23 protein-coding genes are annotated in these 23,852 nt (G+C 71.9%); 12 read left to right on the top strand and 11 right to left on the bottom strand.

From position 1 onward, the window contains the following. The first annotated feature begins 221 nt into the window (after positions 1-221). The gene (gene lysX / locus P4R38_RS17715; protein WP_277193320.1) at positions 222-3,608 is read left to right on the top strand and encodes a bifunctional lysylphosphatidylglycerol synthetase/lysine--tRNA ligase LysX; all 3,387 of its coding nucleotides are present in this window, start codon (positions 222-224) and stop codon (positions 3,606-3,608) included. A 160-nt stretch (positions 3,609-3,768) separates the two neighbouring features. After that, positions 3,769-4,356 (top strand): GNAT family N-acetyltransferase, encoded by a 588-nt coding sequence (locus P4R38_RS17710; protein WP_277193319.1) that lies wholly within the window; start codon positions 3,769-3,771, stop codon positions 4,354-4,356. A gap of 52 nt (positions 4,357-4,408) precedes the next feature. Here the strand turns inward: P4R38_RS17710 and P4R38_RS17705 are convergent, their stop codons facing one another. Genes P4R38_RS17705 through P4R38_RS17695 form a run of 3 tightly spaced genes read right to left on the bottom strand, consistent with a single transcriptional unit; the run spans position 4,409 to position 7,075 of the window. Continuing rightward, entirely contained in the window at positions 4,409-4,924 is a 516-nt protein-coding gene (locus P4R38_RS17705) for a ferritin (RefSeq protein ID WP_277193318.1), read from the bottom strand. Positions 4,925-4,967: 43 nt separating this feature from the next. Further along, positions 4,968-6,500 carry a glycerol-3-phosphate dehydrogenase/oxidase gene (locus P4R38_RS17700; RefSeq protein ID WP_277193317.1) on the bottom strand — a complete coding sequence of 511 codons (1,533 nt, stop codon included), beginning with the start codon at positions 6,498-6,500 and terminating at the stop codon, positions 4,968-4,970. After that, complete coding sequence (locus P4R38_RS17695; RefSeq protein WP_277193316.1) at positions 6,497-7,075, bottom strand: TetR/AcrR family transcriptional regulator; 579 nt, start codon at positions 7,073-7,075, stop codon at positions 6,497-6,499. Before P4R38_RS17695 ends, P4R38_RS17700 begins: the two co-directional genes overlap by 4 nt. A gap of 55 nt (positions 7,076-7,130) precedes the next feature. On the opposite strand from P4R38_RS17695, the gene P4R38_RS17690 reads away from it, so the two are divergent. Continuing rightward, the gene (locus tag P4R38_RS17690) at positions 7,131-8,792 is read left to right on the top strand and encodes an FAD-binding oxidoreductase (RefSeq protein ID WP_277193315.1); all 1,662 of its coding nucleotides are present in this window, start codon (positions 7,131-7,133) and stop codon (positions 8,790-8,792) included. A 20-nt stretch (positions 8,793-8,812) separates the two neighbouring features. Here the strand turns inward: P4R38_RS17690 and P4R38_RS17685 are convergent, their stop codons facing one another. Then, a complete protein-coding gene (locus tag P4R38_RS17685; RefSeq protein ID WP_277193314.1) occupies positions 8,813-9,379 on the bottom strand; it encodes a TetR/AcrR family transcriptional regulator in 567 nt (188 codons plus the stop codon). Positions 9,380-9,658: 279 nt separating this feature from the next. Here P4R38_RS17685 and P4R38_RS17680 point away from each other — a divergent pair, with 279 nt between their 5' ends. After that, complete coding sequence (locus tag P4R38_RS17680; protein ID WP_277193313.1) at positions 9,659-10,447, top strand: phosphatase PAP2 family protein; 789 nt, start codon at positions 9,659-9,661, stop codon at positions 10,445-10,447. Here P4R38_RS17680 and P4R38_RS17675 read toward each other — a convergent pair. After that, positions 10,398-11,045 carry a GNAT family N-acetyltransferase gene (locus tag P4R38_RS17675; protein ID WP_277193312.1) on the bottom strand — a complete coding sequence of 216 codons (648 nt, stop codon included), beginning with the start codon at positions 11,043-11,045 and terminating at the stop codon, positions 10,398-10,400. The genes P4R38_RS17680 and P4R38_RS17675 overlap by 50 nt on opposite strands. Before the next feature lie 38 nt (positions 11,046-11,083). On the opposite strand from P4R38_RS17675, the gene P4R38_RS17670 reads away from it, so the two are divergent. Continuing rightward, complete coding sequence (locus P4R38_RS17670) at positions 11,084-11,590, top strand: flavodoxin family protein (RefSeq protein WP_277193311.1); 507 nt, start codon at positions 11,084-11,086, stop codon at positions 11,588-11,590. Between the two features lie 32 nt (positions 11,591-11,622). Here P4R38_RS17670 and P4R38_RS17665 read toward each other — a convergent pair whose 3' ends face one another. Then, entirely contained in the window at positions 11,623-12,396 is a 774-nt protein-coding gene (locus P4R38_RS17665; RefSeq protein ID WP_277193310.1) for an alpha/beta fold hydrolase, read from the bottom strand. 470 nt (positions 12,397-12,866) lie between these two features. Here P4R38_RS17665 and P4R38_RS17660 point away from each other — a divergent pair, with 470 nt between their 5' ends. Then, positions 12,867-13,337, top strand: a complete 471-nt coding sequence (locus tag P4R38_RS17660; protein WP_346770770.1) for an FBP domain-containing protein — start codon at positions 12,867-12,869, stop codon at positions 13,335-13,337. Positions 13,338-13,627: 290 nt separating this feature from the next. Here the strand turns inward: P4R38_RS17660 and P4R38_RS17655 are convergent, their stop codons facing one another. The 3 genes from P4R38_RS17655 to P4R38_RS17645 are packed head-to-tail and all read right to left on the bottom strand — an operon-like array spanning position 13,628 to position 14,929. Further along, the gene (locus tag P4R38_RS17655) at positions 13,628-13,819 is read right to left on the bottom strand and encodes a hypothetical protein (protein ID WP_277193308.1); all 192 of its coding nucleotides are present in this window, start codon (positions 13,817-13,819) and stop codon (positions 13,628-13,630) included. After that, the gene (locus P4R38_RS17650; RefSeq protein WP_275236810.1) at positions 13,816-13,989 is read right to left on the bottom strand and encodes a hypothetical protein; all 174 of its coding nucleotides are present in this window, start codon (positions 13,987-13,989) and stop codon (positions 13,816-13,818) included. Before P4R38_RS17650 ends, P4R38_RS17655 begins: the two co-directional genes overlap by 4 nt. Positions 13,990-14,008: 19 nt before the next feature. Beyond that, complete coding sequence (locus tag P4R38_RS17645) at positions 14,009-14,929, bottom strand: hypothetical protein (protein ID WP_277193307.1); 921 nt, start codon at positions 14,927-14,929, stop codon at positions 14,009-14,011. A gap of 155 nt (positions 14,930-15,084) precedes the next feature. On the opposite strand from P4R38_RS17645, the gene P4R38_RS17640 reads away from it, so the two are divergent. Beyond that, on the top strand, positions 15,085-15,306 hold the full coding sequence (locus P4R38_RS17640; RefSeq protein WP_277193306.1) for a hypothetical protein: 222 nt from the start codon (positions 15,085-15,087) through the stop codon (positions 15,304-15,306). 96 nt (positions 15,307-15,402) lie between these two features. Here the strand turns inward: P4R38_RS17640 and msrA are convergent, their stop codons facing one another. Then, a complete protein-coding gene (gene msrA, locus P4R38_RS17635; protein WP_277193305.1) occupies positions 15,403-16,110 on the bottom strand; it encodes a peptide-methionine (S)-S-oxide reductase MsrA in 708 nt (235 codons plus the stop codon). A gap of 79 nt (positions 16,111-16,189) precedes the next feature. Continuing rightward, on the bottom strand, positions 16,190-16,648 hold the full coding sequence (locus P4R38_RS17630) for a lamin tail domain-containing protein (RefSeq protein ID WP_277193304.1): 459 nt from the start codon (positions 16,646-16,648) through the stop codon (positions 16,190-16,192). A gap of 283 nt (positions 16,649-16,931) precedes the next feature. On the opposite strand from P4R38_RS17630, the gene P4R38_RS17625 reads away from it, so the two are divergent. From P4R38_RS17625 to P4R38_RS17605, 5 genes are all read left to right on the top strand, one after another. Further along, positions 16,932-17,951, top strand: a complete 1,020-nt coding sequence (locus P4R38_RS17625) for a GNAT family N-acetyltransferase (RefSeq protein WP_277193303.1) — start codon at positions 16,932-16,934, stop codon at positions 17,949-17,951. Positions 17,952-17,996: 45 nt separating this feature from the next. Next, positions 17,997-18,563 carry an AAA family ATPase gene (locus tag P4R38_RS17620; RefSeq protein WP_277193302.1) on the top strand — a complete coding sequence of 189 codons (567 nt, stop codon included), beginning with the start codon at positions 17,997-17,999 and terminating at the stop codon, positions 18,561-18,563. Positions 18,564-18,673: 110 nt separating this feature from the next. Further along, positions 18,674-21,706 carry a glycine--tRNA ligase gene (locus P4R38_RS17615; protein WP_277193301.1) on the top strand — a complete coding sequence of 1,011 codons (3,033 nt, stop codon included), beginning with the start codon at positions 18,674-18,676 and terminating at the stop codon, positions 21,704-21,706. A 10-nt stretch (positions 21,707-21,716) separates the two neighbouring features. Beyond that, the gene (locus tag P4R38_RS17610) at positions 21,717-22,511 is read left to right on the top strand and encodes a GNAT family N-acetyltransferase (RefSeq protein WP_277193300.1); all 795 of its coding nucleotides are present in this window, start codon (positions 21,717-21,719) and stop codon (positions 22,509-22,511) included. A gap of 48 nt (positions 22,512-22,559) precedes the next feature. Beyond that, a complete protein-coding gene (locus P4R38_RS17605; RefSeq protein WP_277193299.1) occupies positions 22,560-23,741 on the top strand; it encodes a cystathionine gamma-synthase in 1,182 nt (393 codons plus the stop codon). Positions 23,742-23,852: the final 111 nt, after the last annotated feature.

Genomic DNA, 23,852 nt, shown 5'->3' with positions numbered 1-23,852 from the left:
CAGCGCCGATGGTACTGCACTGGGAACGGTGTGGGAGAGTAGGACACCGCCGGACATACATTCAGAAAAGGCCAGCACACATGTGCTGGCCTTTTCTGTTTCCCACGATCCGGGACTGCGCAGGGCCGGCCGGCTTTGTCGAACGAAACTCACCCGGCGTACAGATGGTTCGTCCATCATGGCTCTCACTGCGCGACGAACGCCTGTCAGGAGTTGTGACGATGATGCAGGCCCTGAAGGGCTCGTTCCGCCCGTACGGCGGGGGATCCGCCGACCGGACCAGGGCGCCTCGCGACCCACGGGAGCGGGTGGCCATCTGGCTCGGCCGGGTGCTGCTGCTGGCCGCCGTCTGGGCTCTGATCAGCCTGCTGTTCAAGCACCGCGGCATCCCGACGGTGATCGTGGACGTCTTCGAGATGCTCAACGTGCCGGCCGAGCCGAGCCTGTTCGTCGTCGCGCTGCTGCTGGCGCTGTCCGGGGCGGTGCGTCGCCGGTTCCGGGTCGCGCACGTGGTCACGGTCGTCGTGATGGCGCTGTCGATCGCCGAGCAGATCCGCTGGATCGCCAAGGTCGCGCACCATCCCGGCTTCCCGGGCAATCCGTACCACGGCTTCGCCCGGGTCTGGTGGGACTGGCGCAACGAGCTGCCCCTGAACATCCTCGCTCTCGCCGCCGGCCTGGTCGTCCTCGGACTGGTGGTCTGGTCCTACCCGGCGTTCACGGCGCGGCTCGCGCCCGGCGCGCGTCGCGCCGCGATCGCCGTCCTGGCCGCGGGGCTCGTCCTGAGTGCCGCTGTCACCACGGCCCTGACCTTCCTGCTCCCACGGACGCTGAACGGACCGGTCGAGAAGGTCGCCTGGTCGGTGCGGTCGACGTTCGGCATCAGCACCCCGCCCGACGAGCCCGGATTCCACGGGCACCTCGGGCACCACTGGATCTACCAGGTGGCGGGTGTGATCTCGGCCGGCGCGCTGGTCCTGGCGATCCTGGTCTTCTGGCGCGCCGGCCGAGCAGCCCAGCACCAGGACGCCGACGAGGAGCTGGCCGTGCGACGGCTTCTCCTCGAGCACGGCGAGGGCGACTCGCTCGGATACTTCGCGACGCGGCGTGACAAGAGCGTCGTCTTCTCGCCCGACCAGCGGGCCGCGGTCACCTACCGCGTCGAAGGCAGCGTCAGTGTCGCCAGTGCGGATCCGATCGGCCGGCGCAGCTCCTGGGACGCGGCGATCCAGGTCTGGCTGGCGGAGTGCCGGCTGCACGGCTGGTACGCGGCGGTGCTGTCCTCGAGCGAGGAGGGCACCAGGGAGTACGTCGCGGCGGGACTGCGCGCCTTCGCTCTCGGCGACGAGGCGATCATCGAGATCGACCGGTTCCGGCTGCGTGGGCGGTCGATGCGTCCTGTCCGGCAGGCCGTCACGCGCATTTCCCGCGCCGGCTACACCACCCGGATCAGGCATCACGCCGATCTGTCGCCGGCCGAGCTGGCCGAGATCGGTGAGCTCGCCGAGCAGTGGCGCGGCGAGGAGATCGAGCGCGGCTTCTCCATGGCGCTCAACCGGCTCGGTGACCCGGCCGACGGGCGGTGCGTGCTGATCACCGCGCACGACCGCGACGGGCAGATCAGGGGCTTCCTGTCCTTCGTGCCGTGGGGTTCCCGCGGACTGTCGCTGGACCTCATGCGCCGTGACCGGGCGGCCGAGAACGGCCTGAACGAGTACCTCGTCAGCCAGCTCGTCGACGGCGCCGGAGCGATCGGCGTACGACGCATCTCGCTCAACTTCGCCGTCTTCCGCAACGTGTTCAGCAGCGCCGACCAGGTCGGCGCCGGCCCCGTCACGAAGGCGACCGACGCCTTCCTGTCATTCGTGTCCCGCTTCTACCAGCTGGAGACGCTGTACCGCTCCAACGACAAGTACCAGCCGCAGTGGGTGCCCCGGCTGCTCTGCTACGACCCCGCCCTGACCGTCGCGCGGGCCGGGATCGCGATGGGTGTTGCTGAGGGCTTCCTGCCGCTGGTCGGGCCTCGCTTCCTGGTCGGCCCACGGGTCTCGGACACCCAGCCACCTCGGCCGGAGCCGGACTTCGTCGACCGCGTCCGGGCGCAGGAGGCACAGCTGCTCTCGCCGGCCGCGCCGATCGCGACGCTCACGGAGCAGCAGCGCGTCCGCCGGGACAAGCTGACGCGCTGGGAGAAGGACGGTGAGGACGGCTACCCGGTGGGCGTGCCCCGCACGCACCGGGTAGCCGAGATCAGGTGCGCTCACGCCGGGCTCGGGACCGACGTCCGGACCGAGAACGTGGTGTCCGTGGCGGGACGAGTGCGGGCGCTGCGTGACCTGGGCGGCGTGACCTTCGCCGTGCTGGAGGACGAGGGCGAGCGGATCCAGGTGATGGCGACCTCCGCGGAGACGCCGGCGCGTCCGCGCGAGCAGTGGCGCCGGATGGTGGACCTCGGTGACATCGTCAGCGTCACCGGGTCGGTGGCGACCTCACGTACCGGCGAGCTGTCGGTGCTGCTGCAGGACTGGGACCTCGCCGGCAAGTGCCTGAGCCCCGTCCCGGACCTGCGCGCGACCCTCGCCGACGACGTCCGGGTGCGGCAGCGCGCTCTCGACCTCATCGTCACGCCCGACTCGGTGGACATGCTCCGGCGCCGGTCCGCAGGCGTCCGGGCCATGCGCGAGGCGTTCGGCAGCAGGGACTTCACCGAGGTGGAGACGCCGATCCTGCAGGCTGTGCACGGCGGGGCCGCCGCGCGGCCTTTCCGGACGCACATCAACGCCTACGACATGGACCTCTACCTGCGCATCGCGCCGGAGCTCTACCTGAAGCGGCTGTGCATCGGCGGGATGCAGCGGGTCTTCGAGCTCGGCCGCAACTTCCGCAACGAGGGCGTCGATGCCACGCACAACCCGGAGTTCACCTCGCTCGAGGCGTACCAGGCGTATGCGGACTACGACGTCATGCGCGAGCTCACCCGCGACGTCCTGCTGGAGGTCGCGACGGCCGTCAACGGCCGGCCGGTCGCGCGCCGCCCGGACGGTGACGTCGACCTGTCGCCCGACTGGCCGGTGATCACGGTGCACGACGCGGTCGGCCGGGCCACCGGCGTACCGCTGACCTCGTCCTCATCACGGGAGGAGGTCGCCGAGGTGTGCCGGGCCCACGACGTGAGCGTCGCGCCCGCTGCTTCCGCCGGGCAGCTGGTGGTGGAGCTGTACGAGGCGCTGGTGGAGAAGCAGACGACGTTCCCGACGTTCTACACCGACTTCCCGCTCGACACCTCGCCACTGACCCGACGCCACCGGGACGACCCGAACCTCGCCGAGCGGTGGGACCTGGTCGCCTTCGGGGCCGAGATCGGGACGGCGTACAGCGAGCTGACCGACCCCGTCGACCAGCGTCGCCGGCTCACGGCGCAGTCGATGGCGGCCGCCGCCGGTGACCCCGAGGCGATGCAGCTGGACGAGTCGTTCCTCGCGGCGCTGGAGTACGCGATGCCGCCGACCGGTGGGCTCGGTCTGGGCGTCGACCGTGCCGTGATGATGCTGACGGGTGCGAGCATCCGCGCCACGCTGGCGTTCCCGTTCGTGCGACCCAACAGCTGACGGCGCTCGGCGCTCGGCGCTCGGCGGTCGGAGCTCGGCGAAGGTCGACTGTCCGGCACTCCATGGGGTGTCGGACAGTCGATCTTCGCGAGGGTGGGGGTCGCCGAGGGCCGGCCGAAATCAGATCGACGGCGGAGGGCGCTGCAGATGGGATGCCCGCATGAGCGAACAGGACCGATGGCTGGACAAGCCCACGCTGCAGGGCCCGCGAGTGCTCCTCCGGCCGTTCGTCGAGGAGGACCTGCCGGTCGTCGCGCGCATCCTCGCCGACCCGGAGATCGGGCGCCTCACCGGCAGCGTCACGACGACGGCGGAGGCCATGGCGGCGACGCCGGAGATCGACGACCGGACTCGTGAGTGGTACCTCACGCGGGCGCAGGCGCCGGACCGACTGGACCTGGCCGTTGTCGACCGTGAGCGGGACCTCGTCGTGGGCGAGGTCGTCCTGAACGAGCTGGACCGCGACAACCGCTCCTGCAACTTCCGCACCCTCATCGGGCCCGGCGGGCGAGACCGCGGGCTGGGGACGGAGGCGTGCCGGATGATCGTCGACCACGGGTTCAGCCGTCTCGGGATGCACCGGATGAGCCTCAGCGTGTTCGACTTCAACCCGCGCGCACGGCGGGTCTACGAGAAGGTGGGGTTCGTCCTCGAGGGCACCCGCCGCGAGTCGTTCCGCTTCGACGACGACTGGATCGACGACCACGACATGGCGATCCTCGAGCAGGAGTGGCGCGCTCGGTCATGAGTACGGCAACGCCCCGCCACCCGGCGAAGGGGGCGGGGCATCGGGGTCGTCGTCAGGCGGCGTTCTCGGTGCCGCGGGCCGGTCGCTGACCCAGCTCCTCGTCCAGGCGCAGCAGGCCGGGGCCGTCGTCGCCGATCAGCTCGATCCGCCCGACGATCTCGCTCACCGTGGACTCCTCCTCGATCTGCTCGCTGAGGAACCAGTTCAGCAGCGGGCGGGAGTCCAGATCACCGGCGGCGTCGGTGCGGCGGTACAGCTCGCGGATCGACTCCGACACCCGGCGCTCGTGCTCGAGCGCGACCCGGAAGACGTCCAGGACGGACGACACAGCGACCTCGGGCCCGGGGACGGCGCCGATCACCGGACGGTTGTCGCGGTCGGTGACGTGGTCGATGAACTTGTTGGCGTGCACGATCTCCTCGTCGGCCTGGTGGCGCAGCCAGGCGGCCATGCCCGGCAGGTCGCGGATCTCCACCTCGATGGCCAGCTGGCGGTAGACGATGGACGCCTCGAGCTCCAGCGTGATCTGCTCGTTGAAGGCCTTCTCCAGCTCGGTCGTCAGCTTCATGCGACGACCCTAACGAGGGGTGTTCGCTCGCCGTGCAGGGCGCTCACCCGGCGGTCGTCGCGGCGAGGTCGAGCACCGCCGAGGCGGCCTCGCGGGCGGGCGCGACGTCGGCGTCGACCATCGACACGCGCGTACGACGCTCGACCAGGTCCGCCGTGTCCAAGGCGGCCTCGTGCAGGACCCCGAAGAGCAGCTCGGCGCCGATCGTGGGGGAACCGTCGGCCACGGGCCGGGCGAGCTCGGGGTGACGCCGGGCGAGGGCATCGACCGCAGGAGCCTCTGTGCCGTAGCGGCGTACGAGACGTGTCGGTGCCGCAACCCGTTGCAAGGCAACGCGATCCGCAGAACCCACCAGCCCGAGATCGGCCGTGACGCACGGGCGCTCGGACCCAAGCCGTCGCCCGACCGCGTCGACGGTGTCCTGAGCCATCCGGCGGTACGTGGTGAGCTTGCCGCCCACGATGGTCACCGGTCCGTCCGGCTCGTCGAGCAGCAGATGGCGCCGGGAGATGTCGGCGGTGACGCGGTCGCCGCCGCCGACCAGCGGCCGCAGCCCGGCGAACCGGCCCACGACGTCCGCTGCAGTCAGGGGCGTCGCCAGGAGCCGGTTCAGCGTGCTCAGCAGGAACGTCTCGTCGGACGGAGGTACGGGTGGCGCCTCCGGGTCGGCGTCGGGCGCCGGCTCGTCGGTCAGTCCGATGTAGGTGAGGCCGTCCGGCTGCGGGATCGCGATGACGAACCGGCCGAACTCGCCCGGCACGGGAGCGCTGAGCGTCGCCGTCGGGTGCCCGAGTGCGCTCGAGCGGACCACCAGGTGCGAGCCACGGCTCGGTGTGAGGGCGAGCCGCGGGTCCAGGTCGGCGGCCCACGCGCCCGTGGCGTTGACGACGACGCGTGCGCGGACGTCCGTCCGCTCGCCGGTCAGCTCGTCGGTCACGACCGCCGTGGTGCCGGTGAGGTCGCGCGCGCCGGCCCGCGTGATCACGTCGGCGCCGTGCGCCGCCGCAGTCCGGGCGACCGCGACGACCAGCCGAGCGTCGTCCTCGAGCTGACCGTCGCTGTACACGACTCCGCCCCGGAGGCCGGGCTCGGCGAGGGCGGGCGTCAGTGAGCAGGCCTCGTGAGCCGTGACCCGGTACGGCCCGGGGAGGACCCGCGCCGGGGTCCGCGCCGCGAGACGCAACCCGTCGGCGACCCGGATGCCCGCGGCCAGCGCGAGGTCGGACCGGCGTGGGGCGTCGGCGGTGAACGGGACGAGGGTGCGGGCCGGTCGGACCAGGTGCGGCGCGATCGCGGTCAGGAGGTGGTGCCGCTCGACGGCCGACTCCCGGGCGATGCCGAGCTGCAGACGGCTCAGGTAACGCAGGCCGCCGTGGACGAGCTTGGAGCTCCACCGGCTCGTGCCGCAGGCGAGGTCGTGCCGCTCGACGAGAACCGTCCGCCAGCCACGGGTCGCGGCGTCCAGCGCGATGCCGGCACCGGTCACGCCGCCGCCGACGACGAGGACGTCGATCTCCTCCTCCGCGAGGCGCCGCAGCGCGCGGGCCCGCTGCGGCGCGTTGAGCGACGCGCTCACGACGTCGCCGCCGGTGCGAGGTAGGAGTCGACCAGGACGCTCACCTCGCGCAGCACGGCCTGCGGGTCGGTGACCTGCCGGATGATGCCGGCCGAGATGACGAAGTTCTGCAGGGCCATCAGCAGGACGTGACCGGCGAGGTCGGGGTCGACCTCGCGCACCGAGCCGTCCTCCTGGCCGAGCCGGATCGCCTCGACGAGGACCGCCAGGACGGTCTGCTGGCTGTGCCCGAGCCGGTCGACGAGGTAGGGCACGACCAGCTCGGGGTCGTGCCGGTGCAGGGCCGTGATGAGCGGAGAGGCGTTGAGCGTCGCGATGGTGCTCGCGACGCCCGCGCTCAGTCGGGCCCGTACCGGCTCGCCGGACTCCGGGCCGGCCACGGCGTGCACCGTCTGGTCGAACTCCCGTGAGATCGCATCCAGCAGGAGCTGCTGGAGGCCGCCGCGGCGGTGCACGGTCATCCGGGACACCCCGGCGCGCTGGGCGACCGACGTGGCGGTCGCGCGACGGACGCCGTACGCCATCACCTCGGCGACGACGGCGTCCAGGAGGGGGTCACTCGCACTGCGCTGCACGCGTAACAGTGTTACACATGTTGTCACGGTGTAACAGGACTGCCATGATGCCGCCATGTCCGACATCACGACCGCGTCCGTCCGTCGCTCCATCTGGCACGGGTGGGGTGACCCGGCCGCCCGGCACGCGCTGCCGCCGTCCGGGCTGAGCCGTCTCGCCCAGGAGATCGGGGCGCTGCCCGACGCGCCGTCCGGCGGCCCGGTGGCGGAGCAGGACGTCCGCCTGCCCGAGCCCGCGCTGCCGGGGGAGGTGCTGGAGGCGCTGCGTGCCGTCGTCGGCGCGAACGGTGTCCTGCAGGACCGGCGCAGCCGCCTGGAGCACGCGGGCGGGAAGTCCTACCCCGACCTGTACCGCCTGCGGACCGGCGACGGCAGCCGGGCGCCGGACGCGGTCGTCGTGCCCGCCGACGCCGAGCAGGTCGGCGGGGTCATCCGGTGCTGCGCGGAGCGCGGTGTCGCGGTGATCCCGTTCGGCGGAGGAACCAGCGTGGTCGGTGGCGTGACGCCGTCCGCCAAGCGCGGTCCGACCGTCAGCCTCGACCTGCGTCGCCTCGACCGGCTGGTCCGGGTCGACCCGATCAGCCACACCGCCACCCTGCAGGCCGGCGTCCGCGGGCCTGACATCGAGCGGCTGCTCGCAGCGCACGGCCTCTCGCTCGGTCACCTGCCGCAGAGCCACCAGCAGGCGACCTTCGGCGGGTACGTGGCGACGCGGTCGGCGGGACAGGCGTCGACCGGGTACGGCCGCATCGACGACAACGTCCTCGCCGCGACCGTCGTCACACCGGTGGGCGAGCTGGTCCTCGACCACCGCGCCCCGGCCAGCGCGGCCGGGCCGGGTCTGCTCGACCTGGTCGTCGGCAGTGAGGGGTCGCTCGGAGTCATCACCGAGGCCACCGTCAAGGTGCATGCCAAGCCTACTGAGTTCACCTGTGCTGCCTATGCTTTCGCGTCCATGGACGAGGCCGCCGAGACGCTCCGGGTGATGATCCAGTCACTGGGCAAGGCGACGATGCCGCAGGTGTGCCGCATCTCGGACCCGGACGAGACGGACGTGTCACTCGCTCTCGCGGGACCGGCGGGAGAGGCGCTGGCCCGATACCTGCGGCTGCGCCGGATGGCGACGCCCTGCCTGGCCGTCCTCGTCTGGGAGGGCACGAACGCGACGGTCGTCCGGGCGCGACGCCGCGCGTGCACCAACGTGCTCACCGCCTCGCGCGCCGTGCGGCTGCCAGGCCGAATCGCGCAGGCGTGGCGGCAGGGCCGGTTCTCGGGGCCGTACCTGCGCGACGAGCTGATGGACCGCCAGGTGTTCGTCGAGACGCTCGAGACGGCCACGTCGTGGTCGAACGTCCCGCACCTGTACGACGCGGTGGGTGCCGCGATCCGGTCGGCGCTCGCGGAGCTGGGTACCCCCGGCCTGGTGCAGTGCCACGTCTCCCACGTCTACGAGACCGGCTGCTCGCTCTACTTCACGTTCGTGGCACGGGAGGCCGCCGACCCGCTCGGGCAGTGGTCGCGGGTGAAGGCCGCGGCGAGCGAGGTGATCGTCGCGGCCGGGGGGACCATCACGCACCACCACGCAGTGGGTAAGGACCACCGCCCCTACCTGGAGGCGGAGACCGGCGTGCTCGGCACCCGGCTGCTGCGAGCGGTGAAGCAGACGCTCGACCCGCAGGGCGTGATGAACCCGGGCACGCTCGTCGCGGACGACTGAGTCGGCCGGGGCTGCTCAGCTCAGGCTGCGCCCGCCCGACTGGTGGCCTTGAGGACGTCCAGCGAGGCCTCCAGCAGGACGCTGCGCAGCACCTGGTCCGGTGCGTCGGAGACCGTGAGCGTGGAGGACAGGACCCCGCCCACCACCTCGGTCGCCGCCACCGCGCGGATCCGGTCCTCGACCGTCGGGTCGGGGCCGGCCAGCCAGTGGTGGAGCCGGCCGGTGAGAGCGAAGATCTCGCCGAGGACGTCCTCGAACGAGGCGAGGGCCCCGATGTCCCGTGCGAGCCACACCCCCACGTCGCGGTGCCGGATGACCGCGTCGATGAAGTCGGACAGCACCACGCGGACGGCCGCCGGCGACCAGGGCCGCTGGTCCAGGCCGGCGAGCGCGTTGCGCATGTCGTCCACGAGCGGCATGAGGAGCGCGCTGACGAGGTCCTGCTTGGACGCGTAGTGGTAGTAGAGCGACGCCTTGGTGATGCCGACGGCCTCGGCGATCTCGCGCAGACTTGCGCCCTCGACACCCTTCGCTGCGATCACGTCCATCGCGGCCCTGCAGATGTCGGACTTGGTGTCTCTGGCCATGGTCCGCACACCCTCCCATGAAGCCGATTGCGAAACGTCTTTGCCTAGCCTACCGGTCGGCAGGTAAACTATCTACCGTGCGGCAGGTCAGCGCTGGTTCGACGGGGCAGCGCCGGGGAGCGGTCACGGGCCATCTCCGACGGGGGTCGCTGCTGTCACGTATCAGGCGCCTGCCGGGGTCCTTCCTGGGGACAGGGCCCGTGAGCTCAGGGGCCCGCCGGGGTGGTGTCGGGGTTGCACCCGATGGCACGCCGGGGGAGCAGGACGGATGGTGATCGTGTGACAACCAGGCATCTCGAGAGACCCGCTGCGCGGACCGGCGCCGGGCAGGCGGCCATCGGATGGGTACGGCGCAGGCCTGGACTGATCGAGCTGGGCCTCATCGCCCTGCTGTACGTCGCGTACAGCGGCTCGCGGCTGCTCGCCAGCGACGACCTCACCGATGCCCAGGCGCGCGCCCAGCGAATTCTGCACTGGGAGAAGGCCGTCGGCCTGGACGGCGAGTCCGGGCTCGGCCACTGGTTCGCCGCCCACGACGTCGTCGGGGTGCTGGCCAGCTACTACTACGCGTCAGCGCACTACGTCATCACGGCGGTGGTCCTGCTCGTGCTCTACCGCCGGGGAGGCGCCCACTACGTACGGGCCCGGCGCGCGCTGGTCATCGCGACCGTGCTCGGCCTGGTCATGTACCTGCTGCTGCCGACCGCGCCTCCGCGGCTCACCGGTATGGGATACGTCGACGTCCTGGCTCAGCACGCCTCCGCGGGCTGGTGGGGTGCGGACGCCTCCGCTCCCAAGGGTCTCGGTGGCATGACGAACGAGCTTGCGGCGATGCCGTCACTGCACGCCGGCTGGGCGCTGTGGGTCGCGATCGTGGCGTTCGCGTGCACGCGCAGCGTGTGGTTGAGAGTGGTCGGCAGCGCGCACGCCGTGATCACCGCACTCGTGGTGGTCGGCACCGGGAACCACTGGGTCAGCGACGTCCTCGTGGGTTGGTACGTCGTGGTCATCGCCGCCCTCATCGCGTGGCCGCGCCGAACCACCGCCGACACGGCTCCAGCCCGCTGACCTCTACCCCGGTGCCCCGGCCGGACGCGCGCCACTGCTCGGCGGTCATCCGCAGGTGCTGCAGCACGGCGCGTCCGCTGCCGGACGCGTTGAGGCTGACCCCGTTGTCGGTGTAGCCCACCCGCCGCGAGACGCCGAGCGAGGCGTGGTTGTCCTCGCGCGCAGACGTCACGGCGGCGACCGCGCCGAGGTGGTCGAAGGCCAGTCCCAGCACCGCACTGCGCATGGCCACACCAACACCGCGGCCGCGGACCTCGCGGACCAGCCAGGACGCCGTGTCGACCGTCGCGACCCCGGGGAAGTCGTCCGCCTCCAGGGTCTGGACGCCGACGCGGCGGCCGTCGCGGAGGACGACCAGGTGCAGTACCCACGAGTCCGAGGACCAGGTGCCTCGCGCGCGCCACACGTTTTGGAGCAGCAGCCGGCGCCGGTTGCCGGCGAGGTCCAGCCAGGGAAGCAGCGCGGCGCGCGGGTCGTGCTCGAAGTCGTCCGGCAGCAGCCGGGCGAGCTCGCCGAGGTCGTCGTCCGCGACCGGCCTCAGCTCGACGACGTCGTAGCGCAGGCGCAGGTGGGCGAGGGGCCAGTCGTCGGGGTCCACGGCGGCCAGCCTGCCACCGGCGTCCCTAGGCTGGCCGGATGACGCGACTGCTGGTCATCCACCACTCGCCGACGAGGGCGCTCCGGGCGCTCACCGACGCCGTCGTCGCAGGCGCTCGCGACCCCGAGATCACGGGCGTGGAGGTGGAGGTCCGCGAGGCGCTGGACTGGGCCCGCGGCGACGCGGACCACACCACCCTCATCGAGGCGGACGGCTACCTCGTCGGCACGACCGCGAACTTCGGGTACATGTCGGGCGCGCTCAAGCACGTCTTCGACTCCACGTTCCTGCAGGTCGGCGGGGCTCTCGCGCCGGACGGCTCGGGCGATGCGACCGAGGGCGCGACGTCCGGGCGGCCGTACGGGCTGTACGTCCACGGCCGCTACGACCTGACCGGGGCCGTCCGGTCCGTGCAGTCGATCATCGGGGCGCTGAACTGGCAGCAGGCGTACGACGTGCTCGAGGTGATGGGGGATCTGGAGGAGAAGGCCACCGAGGCCGCGTACGAGCTCGGTGCGACGGTGGCCGCGAACCTTGCTGACTGAGCGATCAGGCGTAACCGGCGACCTCGGCGGCGTCAGATCGACAGAACGGTCTCAAAGGTGTCGAGCCACGACGACGGGTTCTCCAGGTGCAGGTCGTGACCGGCTTCGACGCGGTGCAACGTGACGCCTGAGCGCTGAAGCATCCGCGCGACCTGGGCGTCCGGGATCGCGCTCCGGGTCCCACGCACGAGCGCGGTCGGGCAGCGGACGGCGTCCCACTCGTCCCAGTGCTCGCGGTGTCCGATGCCGGTGAGCACGGCTTCGAGGACGGAGAGGTCCCAGCGCGGGCGCCGGCCGTTCGGTGCGGACGCCAGGCCGTCCCACCAGGTGGCGGCGACGTCCGCTGTCGAGCCGAGGAGGTCCGCGAGTTCGTCAGCCGAGGCGATCGACGCCGGCCAGGACCGGAACCACTCGATCGTCGCCTGGTGGCCCGTGAGGTCGCCACCACCGACGGCAGCCTCGACCAGGACCAGCCGTTCGACACGGTCCGGGTACGTAGCGGCGGTGACCAGTGCCGTATGGCCTCCGGCCGACTGCCCGACGAGGGTCGCGCGTGCGACCCCGAGCGCGTCCAGCACGGCGACGACGTCGGCCGCGTGGGCCCCCCGGCTCGTTTCGACCGGCCGCGTCGTGCTCAGACCGTGACCGCGCTGGTCGAACGCGACGACCTGTCGGCGGGGCGCCAGGGCTGCCGCGGTGCGCGTCCACTCGCCGTACCAGCCGCCGAGTCCGTGCAGCAGGACAACCGCCGGCCCGCCGTGGTCCCCGCACGTCTGCGCGTGCAGGTCCACGTCGCCGCGACGCACCCGCACCTCCCTGTCGAACGCCGCGGTCATCGGGGGAAGAGGTCGTCGAACGCCCGGACGTGGGTCTCGACGGCGCCGGTGGCGGATCGCATGTCCGGACCGTACCGCGAGCGACGGCCGCGGATGCTTCGGCGAAATCGAGATGACACGACCCGCGACGTCAGCCAGACTGGACGGCTGCGGCGGCTCGGCGCGCCGCCGGCCAGCAGGACGGATCGAGGAGCGAGCGGATGCACGGCGTCATCGCAGGAAGCGGGGCGGCCATGACGGCCTGCTCGGCGGCCGCGACGGCTCCCGTTCCCTGAGTCACGTCGGCGGCACCTCGCGGCGACGTGACGTCCTCCGGACGGCCGCTGCTCGGCATCTCCCACCGGCCCGCTCGGGCGGTGTGGCCTGCTGCCGCGCCGCAGCGGTCGCCGCGCGACCGAAAGCGCTGATTCATGAACCCCTTGAGTGACAAGCAGATTCGTATGTCCTTCACCAACGCCTCCCGCCGCGAGGCGAACCAGGCGATCCTCCCGGACCTCGACGCCGTCGACTGGGAGAACCTCGACTACCTGGGCTGGCGCGATGCCAAGCGCCCGCAGCTCGCGTACGTCGTCCTGGAGCGCGACGGCGAGCCGGCGGGTGTGCTGCTGCGCAGCGTTCCGCGACCGGAGCGGCGCCGCGCCATGGTGTGCGTCTGGTGCGAGGACGTCGTCGTGACCGACGACGTCAGCATGTACATCGCGCGGCGCGCGGGTGCGTCCGGGCGTCGCGGCAACACCATCGGCACCCTGATCTGCACCGAGCTGATCTGCTCCCAGAACGTCCGCCGGAAGCCGACCGTCTCGGAGGTCGGCAGCGACGACGACGCCGACCGGCAGCGCCTGGTCGAGCGTCGCATCGAGGGCCTGCGGAAGCGATCCGCGCGGTTCATCGACCAGGTGTCGAACGGCTAGAACGACCGTTCAGCCGACGACCAGGCGGGAGGACGGCCCCGTCGAGAGTGCGGGACGCGTCGCGGAGCAGGCGGACGGCGTCGGCGAGCCGTGGGGACGACGGCACGCCGACGTCCGGTCCGCGCCCTGCGCGGGTCGACGTCACGACGACCGGGGAGCCGTCCGAGCCGTCGCGGGCGGCGGTCGACCAGGTGGGGGTCAGCGCGACGCGTCCCTCGACGCGAAGCAGCCTCATCCGGAACAGCCGGACCACGAGCGCGATGTCGACGACGGTCGCGCGCGAACCGGTGCTACTGCTCGGCGTCCGCGGCATGGCTCGCACGCCGGTCGTCGTCCTGGGCCCGGCTCGACCCGTTCGCGTACGCGTCCAGCCGGGTGGACACCGCCCGGGCCGCCGCGGCGATCTGGTCGTACCTCTGCCGTCCGGCCTTCGTCCCCAGGACGTAGCCGGCGCCGAACACGACCAGGCTCAGCTTTCTCACTGCGAGTCTTTTCGATGGCGGTACGCGGACACGACGGCGCTCCCGACCGTCAGCGCCACCGTCGTCCCGACGGCGGTGAGGCCCGACCGAGCACCGGATCCCTTCGGTGCGGCTGAGGCGATCGGGTCGGTCACCCGCTCCCACGCGCTCTTGCGGTGAAACAGTCCCATGGCAGACCTCCTGGTCCGATCAGTGCTTGCGGGCGGACTTCTTCAGCTCCTTGACCAGGTCCTCCTTGGACATCGTGGTGCGACCGGAGATGTCCTGCGCCGCGGCGATCTCGAGCAGCTCGGCCTTCGTGGCGGAGTCGAAGTCGACCGGTAGGCCGTTGCTGCTCAGGTCGCGCGTGACGTCCGAGGCCGTCCCGCCGGTGTCCGAGCGGACCTTCTCGGCCTGGGCCACCAGCTTCTCGGCCTCCTGGGCGTCGCCCTGAGCACGGGCGGCGAGCTGGTCGGCCTGCGCACGTGCCTCCTCGGCCGCGTCCCGAGCCGCCTGGGCCGCCTCGTCCGCGAGCTTGCGCGCGTCCTTGAGTGCTGAGGTGGCGTCGTCCAGGCGGGACTGCGCCTCGGCCTGGGCGTCGTCGGCCTCCGACCTCGCCCGCTCCAGCCGCGCCCGCGCCCGGTCCTCCTCGTCCCGCAGGACACGGTCGGCGTCGGCCTCGGCGGCCGCGCGCTCCTGCGCGACCTGCTCGTCAGCGGCAGCGCGCGCCTCGGCGACCCGCTTCTTGACGTCCTCCGCCTGGGACCGCTTGATCTCGCGCAGCCGCGCCTTGTCGTTCTCCGCCACCTGCGTCGCGTCGTCGGCGCGCGCCTTGGCCTCCTGGGCGGCCCGGACGGCCTTCTCCTCCGCCTCGTGGGCGCGTTCCGAGGCGGCGCGAGCACGCTGGAGGCGGGTGCCCACCGCGTCGCCCGTGCCCGGCACGGCGTCGATGACCCCGGCGCCCGCACGGCGAGCGCGGTCGACGACCGCATCACCGGCGTCGCTCGCGGCGTCCTTGGTGGCGGTCGCGGGGCGCGCGGCCTGCGAGAGGACCCAGGCGGCGTTCCGCGGTAGCTCCTTGACGCCTCGCAGCAGGGCGCCTCGTACGGTGGGTCTGCTCTGTCCTGGCATCAGACTGCCTCCCTCGGCGGTTCTGCGCGGCGGACGACGACCGACTGCCGGCGACCACCGGATCCGGGTGATTACCCACCGGTTGCCGTGCCAAACAAAGTCGGCGGCCACGACGCGGATCTGGGGCATCGGGCGCGGGCTACGGTGAGTGAGCGATGTCCTGGTGGAGGAACCTGCCGACGACATGGCGGCTGCGCCTGATCGCCCACGCGCTCGCCGTGGGGGCGTTCGTGCTCGCCATCGTGGCGGCCGCGGCGTGGGGACGGGACGGCGCGCTGGTCATCGCCGTCCTGATGGTGGTGGCATGCGGGGCCCTCGTCTGGGCGGTGGTGCTGCAGCTGCGTCACGGGTTTCAGCGGCCGTACGGCGACGGCTGAGCCTCCCGGTCACCGGCTCGACGGGACGCCGGCCATCGGCGCGTCGACGTCGCGGGCGTTGAACGTGTCCGGCTGCGCGCGGATCGCGGCGGCGCCTCAGCCCCGTGGCGGCTGGACGGACTGCTGGCTGGGTAGCTGGTCCTGCTTCACCAGACCCACCGGGCAGGTCATGCCGTTCGGGCCGTGGTTGCAGTAGCCGCCGGGGTTCTTGTGCAGGTACTGCTGGTGGTACCCCTCGGCGTAGTAGAACTCACCGGCCTCCGACGCCGGACGCATCTCGGTCGAGATCTCGCCGAAGCCGTTGTCCTGCAGCACCTGCTGGAACGCCGCGCGGGTCGCCTCGGCCGCCTGCTGCTGCTCAGGCGTCGTCCAGTAGATCGCCGAGCGGTACTGGGCCCCGATGTCGTTGCCCTGACGGTTGGCGGTCGTCGGGTCGTGGTTCTCCCAGAACTGCTTCAGCAACAGCTCGGGCGTCGTCGCGGCGGGGTCGTACGCCACCAGGACGGCCTCGGTGTGACCGGTACGCCCGGTGCAGGTCTCCTCGTACGTGGGGTTCGGCGTGTAGCCGCCCATGTAACCGACCGCCGTCGTGACGACGCCCGGCTGCTGCCAGAAGATGCGCTCGGCGCCCCAGAAGCAGCCCATCGCGACATACATCACCTGAGTGCCCTCGGGCCACGGGCCGTGCATGGACGTGCCCAGGACCTCGTGGGTGTCGGGGACGCCGGGCAGCGTCTCCTGCCGGCCGGGCAGCGCGTCCTGCTCCGTCACCATCGTCGTCCGTCGACCGTTTCCGAAGATCATGTCCTCAAGTCTCACACTGTGCTCAACGCACGTCAGCCCCTCCGCCATCCCGGCGGAGGGGCTGACGATCACGGGTGGCTCAGCAGTACTTCCTGCCGGAGCTGTTCTTGTAGTAGGTGCATACGTCCAGACGGGTACCGCCGGGCGTCGACAGGTACGCCGTGTCGCCGGTGTTGTTCCAGACGTAGTAGCCCTGCTTCCAGTACACGTCGGTCGAGGTGTTGGTCCCCCGACCCGTGTGGACGCGCACGGACGAACCGGCCCGGATGGTGTAGCCGGACGGGAAGACGTAGGTGTGGTTCGCCTTGTCCCTGATGCGGTACCCGCCCACCTTCACCGAACGGGTGGAGGTGTTCTTGACGGTGATGTACTCGCGGTTGAGCTTGTACTGCGACAGCGGCAGGTCGGCGCCGGGCTGGTCGGCGACGAACGTACGGAACTGCAGCGACGACGTGGCGGCGTCGGCCTGCGGCGTCAGCGTGACGGCAGCAGCGGCGACGACGGATGCTGCAGCAAGCAGGCGGATCGAACGGTGCAACGAAACTCCTTGTGTCAGAACGAGATAAGCCCGCTGACTTTACGGTCTCTTGGCTTGCGCTGTACCGATACCTGACCAAACACGCCGGCAGAAGTTGGCGACCGGCATAGGTATGCGTGTGCGCGTGGCCAGCTTTTGCCGGAGGGCGGCACATCGTGGCGACCGGCACACGCACGCATGTGCGCGCGGCCAGCTTTTGCCGGAGGGGGCGGGAGAGCAGGCGGGGTACGGGAGTGGGGAAGGTGGTCGCGACGGGCGGGGCGGGGCTGGCAGAGTCGGCGGCGTGGATCTGCGACGCGTGCACCCCCTCTCCGACGAGCCCGACGACCGGAAGCTGTTCGAGGAGTGGCTGCGGGTGCAGGAGGCCGCGCGACGGGCGATCTTCGGCGAGGAGCACAGCGCCTGGAGCGCGCAGGAGATCCGGGGCCGCCGCCGCGGGATCACCCACCGGTTCACCGACCTGGCCGCGGTCGAGAACGACCGGGTGGTCGGGATGCTGAGCCTGGCAGAGCCGCTGCACGACAACCCCGAGCTCGCGCTGGTGATGCTGGCCGTGCACCCCGACGCCCGCCGGCGCGGCGCCGGGTCGGCAATGCTCGCGGAGGCCGAACGGGCCGTCCGTGAGCACGGCCGCCGGGTCGTCCAGGTCGACACCGAGTGGCCTAGCGGCCAGCAGGACGACAGCGGCGAGGGCTTCGCCGCCGGGCACGGCTACTCCGCCGGCCAGACCACGATCCGCAGCCGGATGGCGCTCCCGGCCGACCGGCACCAGCTCCAGACCCTCGCCACCAGCACCGACGTCGAGGACGCCGCCGCGTTCGAGATCGAGGCGAGCTGGGACGGCGTACCGGAGGCCTGGCTGGACGACCTCGCCGTCCTGGAGCAGCGGATGAGCACGGACGCACCCCAGGGTGACCTGCAGCTGGAGGAGGAGGACTGGGACGCCGAACGCGTCCGCGCCGACCTGCAGTGGGCGCTGGACGCCGGGCGCCGCCTGGCGGTCGTGGTCGCCCGGGACCTGTCCGTCGACCGGCTGGTGGGTTTCACGCAGGTGCAGGTGTCGGCCGAGTCGCCCACCCTCGCCTACCAGCAGGACACCCTCGTGCTGCGCGAGGCACGCGGCAACCGGCTGGGGCTGCGGCTGAAGGCTCGCGCCGCGCTGGAGCTGATGGACGAGCTGCCGGACGTGCGCGGCGTCCGGACCTGGAACGCCGACGACAACACACACATGCTCGCCGTGAACGCCGAGCTCGGGTACGTGCAGGAGGGGCACCTGCGGGTCTGGGAGAAGCGGCTCACCTGAGCCCGGCAGCCCACGACGGAGATCGGACGAGGAGAGGAGCGGCAGATGGGCGCCACGGCCCGGTTGATCGTTCTCAACGGACCGCCCGCCGTCGGCAAGTCCACGCTGGCGCAGCGCTTCGTCGACGACCACCCCATGTCGCTGAACCTCGACCTGGACCGGCTCCGGCTCCTGCTCGGCGCCGCCACCGCACGGACGGACGAGGGACGACTCGCAGCGCGCCGCCTCGCCCTGGCGCTGGCAACGTCCCACCTGGGTGCCGGTAACGACGTCGTCGTCCCGCAGTACCTCGGCCGGCCGCCCTTTCTGGAGGCCCTGGAACAGACGGCCGAGGACTGCGGCGCGCAGTTCCACGAGATCGTGCTGATGGACAGCGAGCAGCGGCTGGCGGACCGGTTCGCCGGACGTACGCTCGCCGCCACAGCGCCGGAGCACACACTGGCCGCTGACGGCGTGGGCGACGCCGGGCGCGAGTCGCTGTCGGAGATGCGACACCGGCTCATCGAGCTGGTGCCGTCGCGGCCGGCCGCGGTGGTGGTCGAGTGCCCGGAGGGCCAGGAGGACATCACCTACCGCGCACTGCTGGACGCCCTGGGGGAGCGGCGGTCCTGACGACGCCCGGCCGCCGTCGCCCTGTGCCGCGGCCGACAGCGCTCCACGAGGCGGAGCGCTCCCCGAGATACCGGTCGGGAACGGCGCCGCCTCGCCGGTAGCCTTGGCGGGTGCTGACCGTGCAAGACGCCCTCATCCGCCTGCAGAAGTTCTGGACCGACCGTGGTTGCATGGTCGTCCAGCCGTTCAACACCGAGGTCGGCGCGGGAACCATGAACCCCGCCACGGTGATGCGGGTGCTCGGGCCGGAGCCGTGGCGGGTGGCGTACGCCGAGCCGTCGGTGCGACCCGACGACAGCCGGTACGGCGAGAACCCCAACCGCCTGCAGACGCACACCCAGTTCCAGGTCATCCTCAAGCCCGAGCCGGGCAACCCGCAGGAGCTCTACCTGGAGTCGCTGCGCGAGGCGTTCGAGATCGACCTGGAGGCCCACGACGTCCGGTTCGTCGAGGACAACTGGGCGCAGCCGGCGATCGGTGCCTGGGGTCTGGGCTGGGAGGTGTGGCTGGACGGCATGGAGGTCACCCAGTTCACCTACATGCAGCAGGTCAGCGGCCTGAACCTCGAGCCGGTGAGTGTCGAGCTCACGTACGGCATCGAGCGGATCATGATGGCCCAGCAGGGCGTCACCCACTTCAAGGACATGCAGTACGCACCCGGCATCACCTACGGCGAGGTGTTCGGGCAGGTTGAGTACGAGATGTCGCGCTACTACCTGGACGACGCGGACGTCGGCGCGAACCAGGACCTGTTCGAGCACTACACGACCGAGGCGCAGCGCCTGATCGACGCGCGGCTGCCGGTGCCGGCGTGGACGTACGTGCTCAAGAGCTCGCACGCGTTCAACGTCCTGGACTCCCGCGGAGCGATCTCCACGACCGAGCGCGCGAAGTCGTTCTCGCTGATGCGCCGGCTCGCGCGCGACGTGGGCCGGCTGTGGGTCGAGCGGCGTGCGGAGCTGGACTTCCCGCTGATGAAGTCCGAGCCCGCCAAGATCCAGGTCGGCTCGGCCGTGCTGCCGCCGCGGCCCGACGAGGCGGACGACGACCACGCCGCGCTGCCGACCGACGCCCAGGACCTGGCCCTCGAGGTCGGTGTCGAGGAGCTGCCGCCGCACGTCGTCGTCCAGGCGATCGAGCAGGTCCGCACCGCGCTGGTCGACGGCCTCGCCGGCGCCCGGCTGACCCACGGCGACATCGAGGTCGTCGGTACCCCGCGGCGCATCGTCGCGACCGTCCGCGACCTCAGCGCGCACGAGCCGGACGCGCAGACGCTGCGCAAGGGTCCGAAGGTCGAGGCCGCGTTCGACGCCGACGGCAACCCGACCAAGGCCTGCCAGGGCTTCGCGCGCGGTCAGAAGGTCGACCCCGCCGACCTCGTCCGGGCGCAGTTCGACGGTGCCGAGCACGTCGCCGTGCGGGTGACCCAGGAGGGTCGCGGCGTGCTCGAGGTCGCGTCCGAGCTGATCTCGGGCGTCGTCACCGGGCTGCGGGCCGACAAGAACATGCGCTGGAGCGACCCGAAGCTCACCTACAGCCGGCCGATCCGCTGGCTCGTGGCGCTGTGGGGCGAGATCGTCGTCCCCGTCGAGGTGTCGTCGCTGCGCGCGGGCCGGACGACGTACGTCCACCGCACGGCGGCGGCGCCGCTGGTGGGGGTGGCCGCCGCGCGCGACATGCGCAACACCCTGGAGACGCACGGCCTGGTGCTCGACCCGGCGGTCCGGCGCGAACAGGTCGTCGAGCAGGCGACCGCCCTGGCGGCCACCGTCGACGGGTCCGTCGACGTCGAGGGCGAGTCCGCACTGGTGGACGAGATCACCAACCTGGTCGAGCAGCCGCACGGCATCCTCGGATCGTTCGGCCCGAAGTACCTCGAGCTGCCCGAGCAGATCCTCACCACCGTGATGCGCAAGCACCAGCGCTACCTGCCGGTGCGGGACGCCTCCGGCGCGCTCATGCCGTACTTCGTGACGATGGCCAACGGCGACTGCGACGACGACCTGGTCCGGGCCGGCAACGAGTCGGTCCTGCGGGCGCGGTACGAGGACGCGGCGTTCTTCTACGACGCCGACCTGAAGGTGCCGCTCGCCGACCTGCGGGCCGGTATCAGCCGGCTGACCTTCGAGGACCGCCTCGGCTCGATGGCCGACCGCGCCGACCGCATCCGCGACGTCGCCACGACGCTGGCGGGCGACCTCGGCCTGGACGGCGACGAGAAGGCGACGCTGGCGCGGGCCGGTGAGCTGGCCAAGTTCGACCTGTCCTCCCAGATGGTCGTCGAGCTCTCGTCCCTGGCCGGCACGATGGCCCGCGAGTACGCCGCCCGCGCGGGCGAGCCGAAGCCGGTCGCCCAAGCGCTGTGGGAGATGGAGCTGCCCCGGCAGGCCGGCGACGCCGTACCCGAGTCACGGCCGGGCGCCCTGCTCGCGCTCGCCGACCGGTTCGACCTGCTGATGGCGATGTTCGCACTCGGGGCCAAGCCGACCGGCTCCTCCGACCCGTTCGCCCTGCGGCGTGCGGCCCTCGGCGTCGTGAGCATCCTGCGCGCGCAGCCGACGCTCGCCTCGCTCACCGTCGACCGCGGCCTGGAGGCGGCGGCCGACCGGCTGCGCCAGCAGGGCGTCGAGGTCAAGGACGACGCCGTCGAGTCCGCCACCGAGTTCGTGACCGGCCGCTTCGGCCAGGCGCTGCGCGACGAGGGTGTCGCCGTCGGTCTGGTGTCCGCGGTGCAGTCGCTCGCGACCGCGCCCGGCCAGGCGGAGCAGGCGCTCGCGGACATCGACACCGTGCGCCGCCGGGACGACTTCGCCCCGACCGTCGAGGCAGTGCAGCGGATCACCCGCATCGTGCCCGCCGGCACACCCGGCTCGTACGACGCGGGACGGCTCACCGAGCCCGCCGAGGTCGCCCTGCACGAGAAGGTCGCGGTGCTGCCGGACCACGCGGCCGACGGGATCCCCGCCTGGGTGGGCGACGCGTCGCAGCTGGTCGCGCCGCTGACGGTGTTCTTCGACGACGTGCTGGTCATGGCGGAGGACACCGACGTCCGGGCAGCCCGGCTCGGGCTGCTGCAGACGATCGTCGACCGCGCGCCGGCCGGGATCGACTGGAAGGCGCTCGACTCCGCCCTCGCGGTCTGAGGAGTGGCACGTGTCCCGTGACCTGCCCGCCGGGTGGTCGACCGACCTGGCGATCCTGGCGCTGAAGGGTGCGGTCGTCGACGACCGGGGCGATCACCTGGTGGTGACCACGCCGGGCAACCCGCGCTTCCACTGGGGCAACTTCGTCCTCGTGACCGAGCCCGCCGCCGCCGACGACGCAGCGCGCTGGATGAGCGTCTTCGAGGACGCCTTCCCGCACGCGGGCTGGCGGGCGATCGGGCTGACCCGCGAGCCCGGCGACCGTACGGCGTGGACCGGCCTCGGCCTTGACCTGGAGCAGGACGAGGTGCTGACCGCCTCCACCCTCCCGCGGATGACGCCGCTCGCCGACGGGTACCTCGCCCGTGCGCTGGTCAGTGACGACGACTGGTCCCAGCGCCTGCGTCGGGACGTCGAGGAGAACGACATCTCAGGGGTGCACGACCCGGACGACTTCCTGAGGTTCTCCCAGGACCAGGTCCGCACGCAGCGGGCCATGTCCGAGGACGGGACGGGTGCCTGGTTCGGCGCCTTCGACACCGACGGCGTGCTGGTGGCGGACCTGGGAATCGTGAGCTGCGGTCGCCGCGCGCGGTACCAGAGCGTCGGGACCCAGGAGGCGCACCGGCGGCGCGGGCTCGCGGCCCACCTGCTGGGCGTCGCGGCCCGATGGGCGGCCGAGCGTGGGTGCGAGGAGTGGGTGATCGTCACCGGTTCGGAGAATCCCGCCGGCCGGGTCTACCGCTCCGTCGGTTTCGCGCCGGCGGCAGCCAGCACCAGCGCCTACCGGCCGCCTCCGCGATGACCGGGTGCGCTCTGCTCAGCCGCTCCGCCGCCGCCTAATCTGGTCGCCATGACAGAGCAGTCGCAGACCGGATTCTCCACCCGCGCCATCCATGCGGGGTCGGAGCCGGATCCCCGTACCGGCGCGGTGGTCCCCGCGATCTACCAGACCTCGACGTACAAGCAGGACGGCGTCGGCGGCTTCCGCGAGGGGTACGAGTACTCCCGCTCGGCCAACCCCACCCGTACGGCGCTGGAGACCTGCATCGCCGCGCTCGAGGGCGGCGCGCGCGGGTTCGCGTTCGCGTCCGGGCTCGCCGGTGAGGACACGGTGATGCGGGCGCTGCTGCGGCCCGGCCAGCACATGGTCGTGCCGACCGATGCGTACGGCGGGACGTATCGGCTGATCAACGCCGTCCAGAAGGCCTGGGGCATCGACCACAGCCTCGCCAAGGTCGGGCTGGCCGACGCCGTCCGCGGCGAGATCCGCCCGGGCGTGACCAAGATGGTGTGGGTCGAGACGCCGACCAACCCGATGCTCGGTGTCGCCGACATCGCCGCCCTGGCCGACATCGCCCACGAGGCCGGTGCCCTGCTCGTCGTCGACAACACCTTCGCCTCGCCCTACCTGCAGCAGCCGATCTCCCTCGGCGCCGACGTGGTGGTCCACTCCACGACCAAGTACTGCGGTGGTCACTCCGACGTCGTCGGTGGTGCGGTCGTGGTCGCGAAGGACGTCGCGGTGCCCGAGCTCGCCGACGCCGCCGAGCGGATCGCGTTCCACCAGAACTCCATGGGCGCGGTGGCCGGGCCGATGGACTCCTGGCTCACCCTGCGCGGCCTGAAGACGCTCGCCGTCCGGATGGAGCGGCACAGCGACAACGCCGAGAAGGTCGTGGAGTTCCTGCAGTCGCGCAAGGACGTCACGCACATCCACTACCCGGGTCTGGACTCCCACCCCGGCCACGACATCGCGGCGAAGCAGATGAAGCGCTTCGGCGGCATGGTCAGCTTCCAGATCGAGGGCGGCGTGGACCGGGCTCTCGACGTCGTGGGGCGTACGAAGGTGTGGACGCTCGGTGAGTCGCTCGGCGGTGTCGAGTCGCTGATCGAGCACCCGGGTCGGATGACGCACGCGAGTGTGGCCGGCACCGAGCTGGAGGTGCCCGCCGACCTGATCCGCCTGTCGACCGGCATCGAGGACGTCGACGACCTGATCGCCGACCTCGACCAGGCCCTCGCCACCGGCTGACCTCGCAGATACGCCGGTTGAGCCGGGCGAGCGCCCAGCGCGAGCCCGAGTCGAAACCCGGTGTCGCGCCCGCTCGAGTCTCCCTGCGCGTCACCGGGTTTCGACTCGGCC

The organism is Luteipulveratus flavus (genome assembly GCF_029439465.1).
GTDB classification, from domain to species: Bacteria; Actinomycetota; Actinomycetes; order Actinomycetales; family Dermatophilaceae; genus Luteipulveratus; species Luteipulveratus flavus.
Note: the sequence above shows the minus strand (reverse complement) of the source record. Positions and strands in the feature narration are given on the sequence as shown.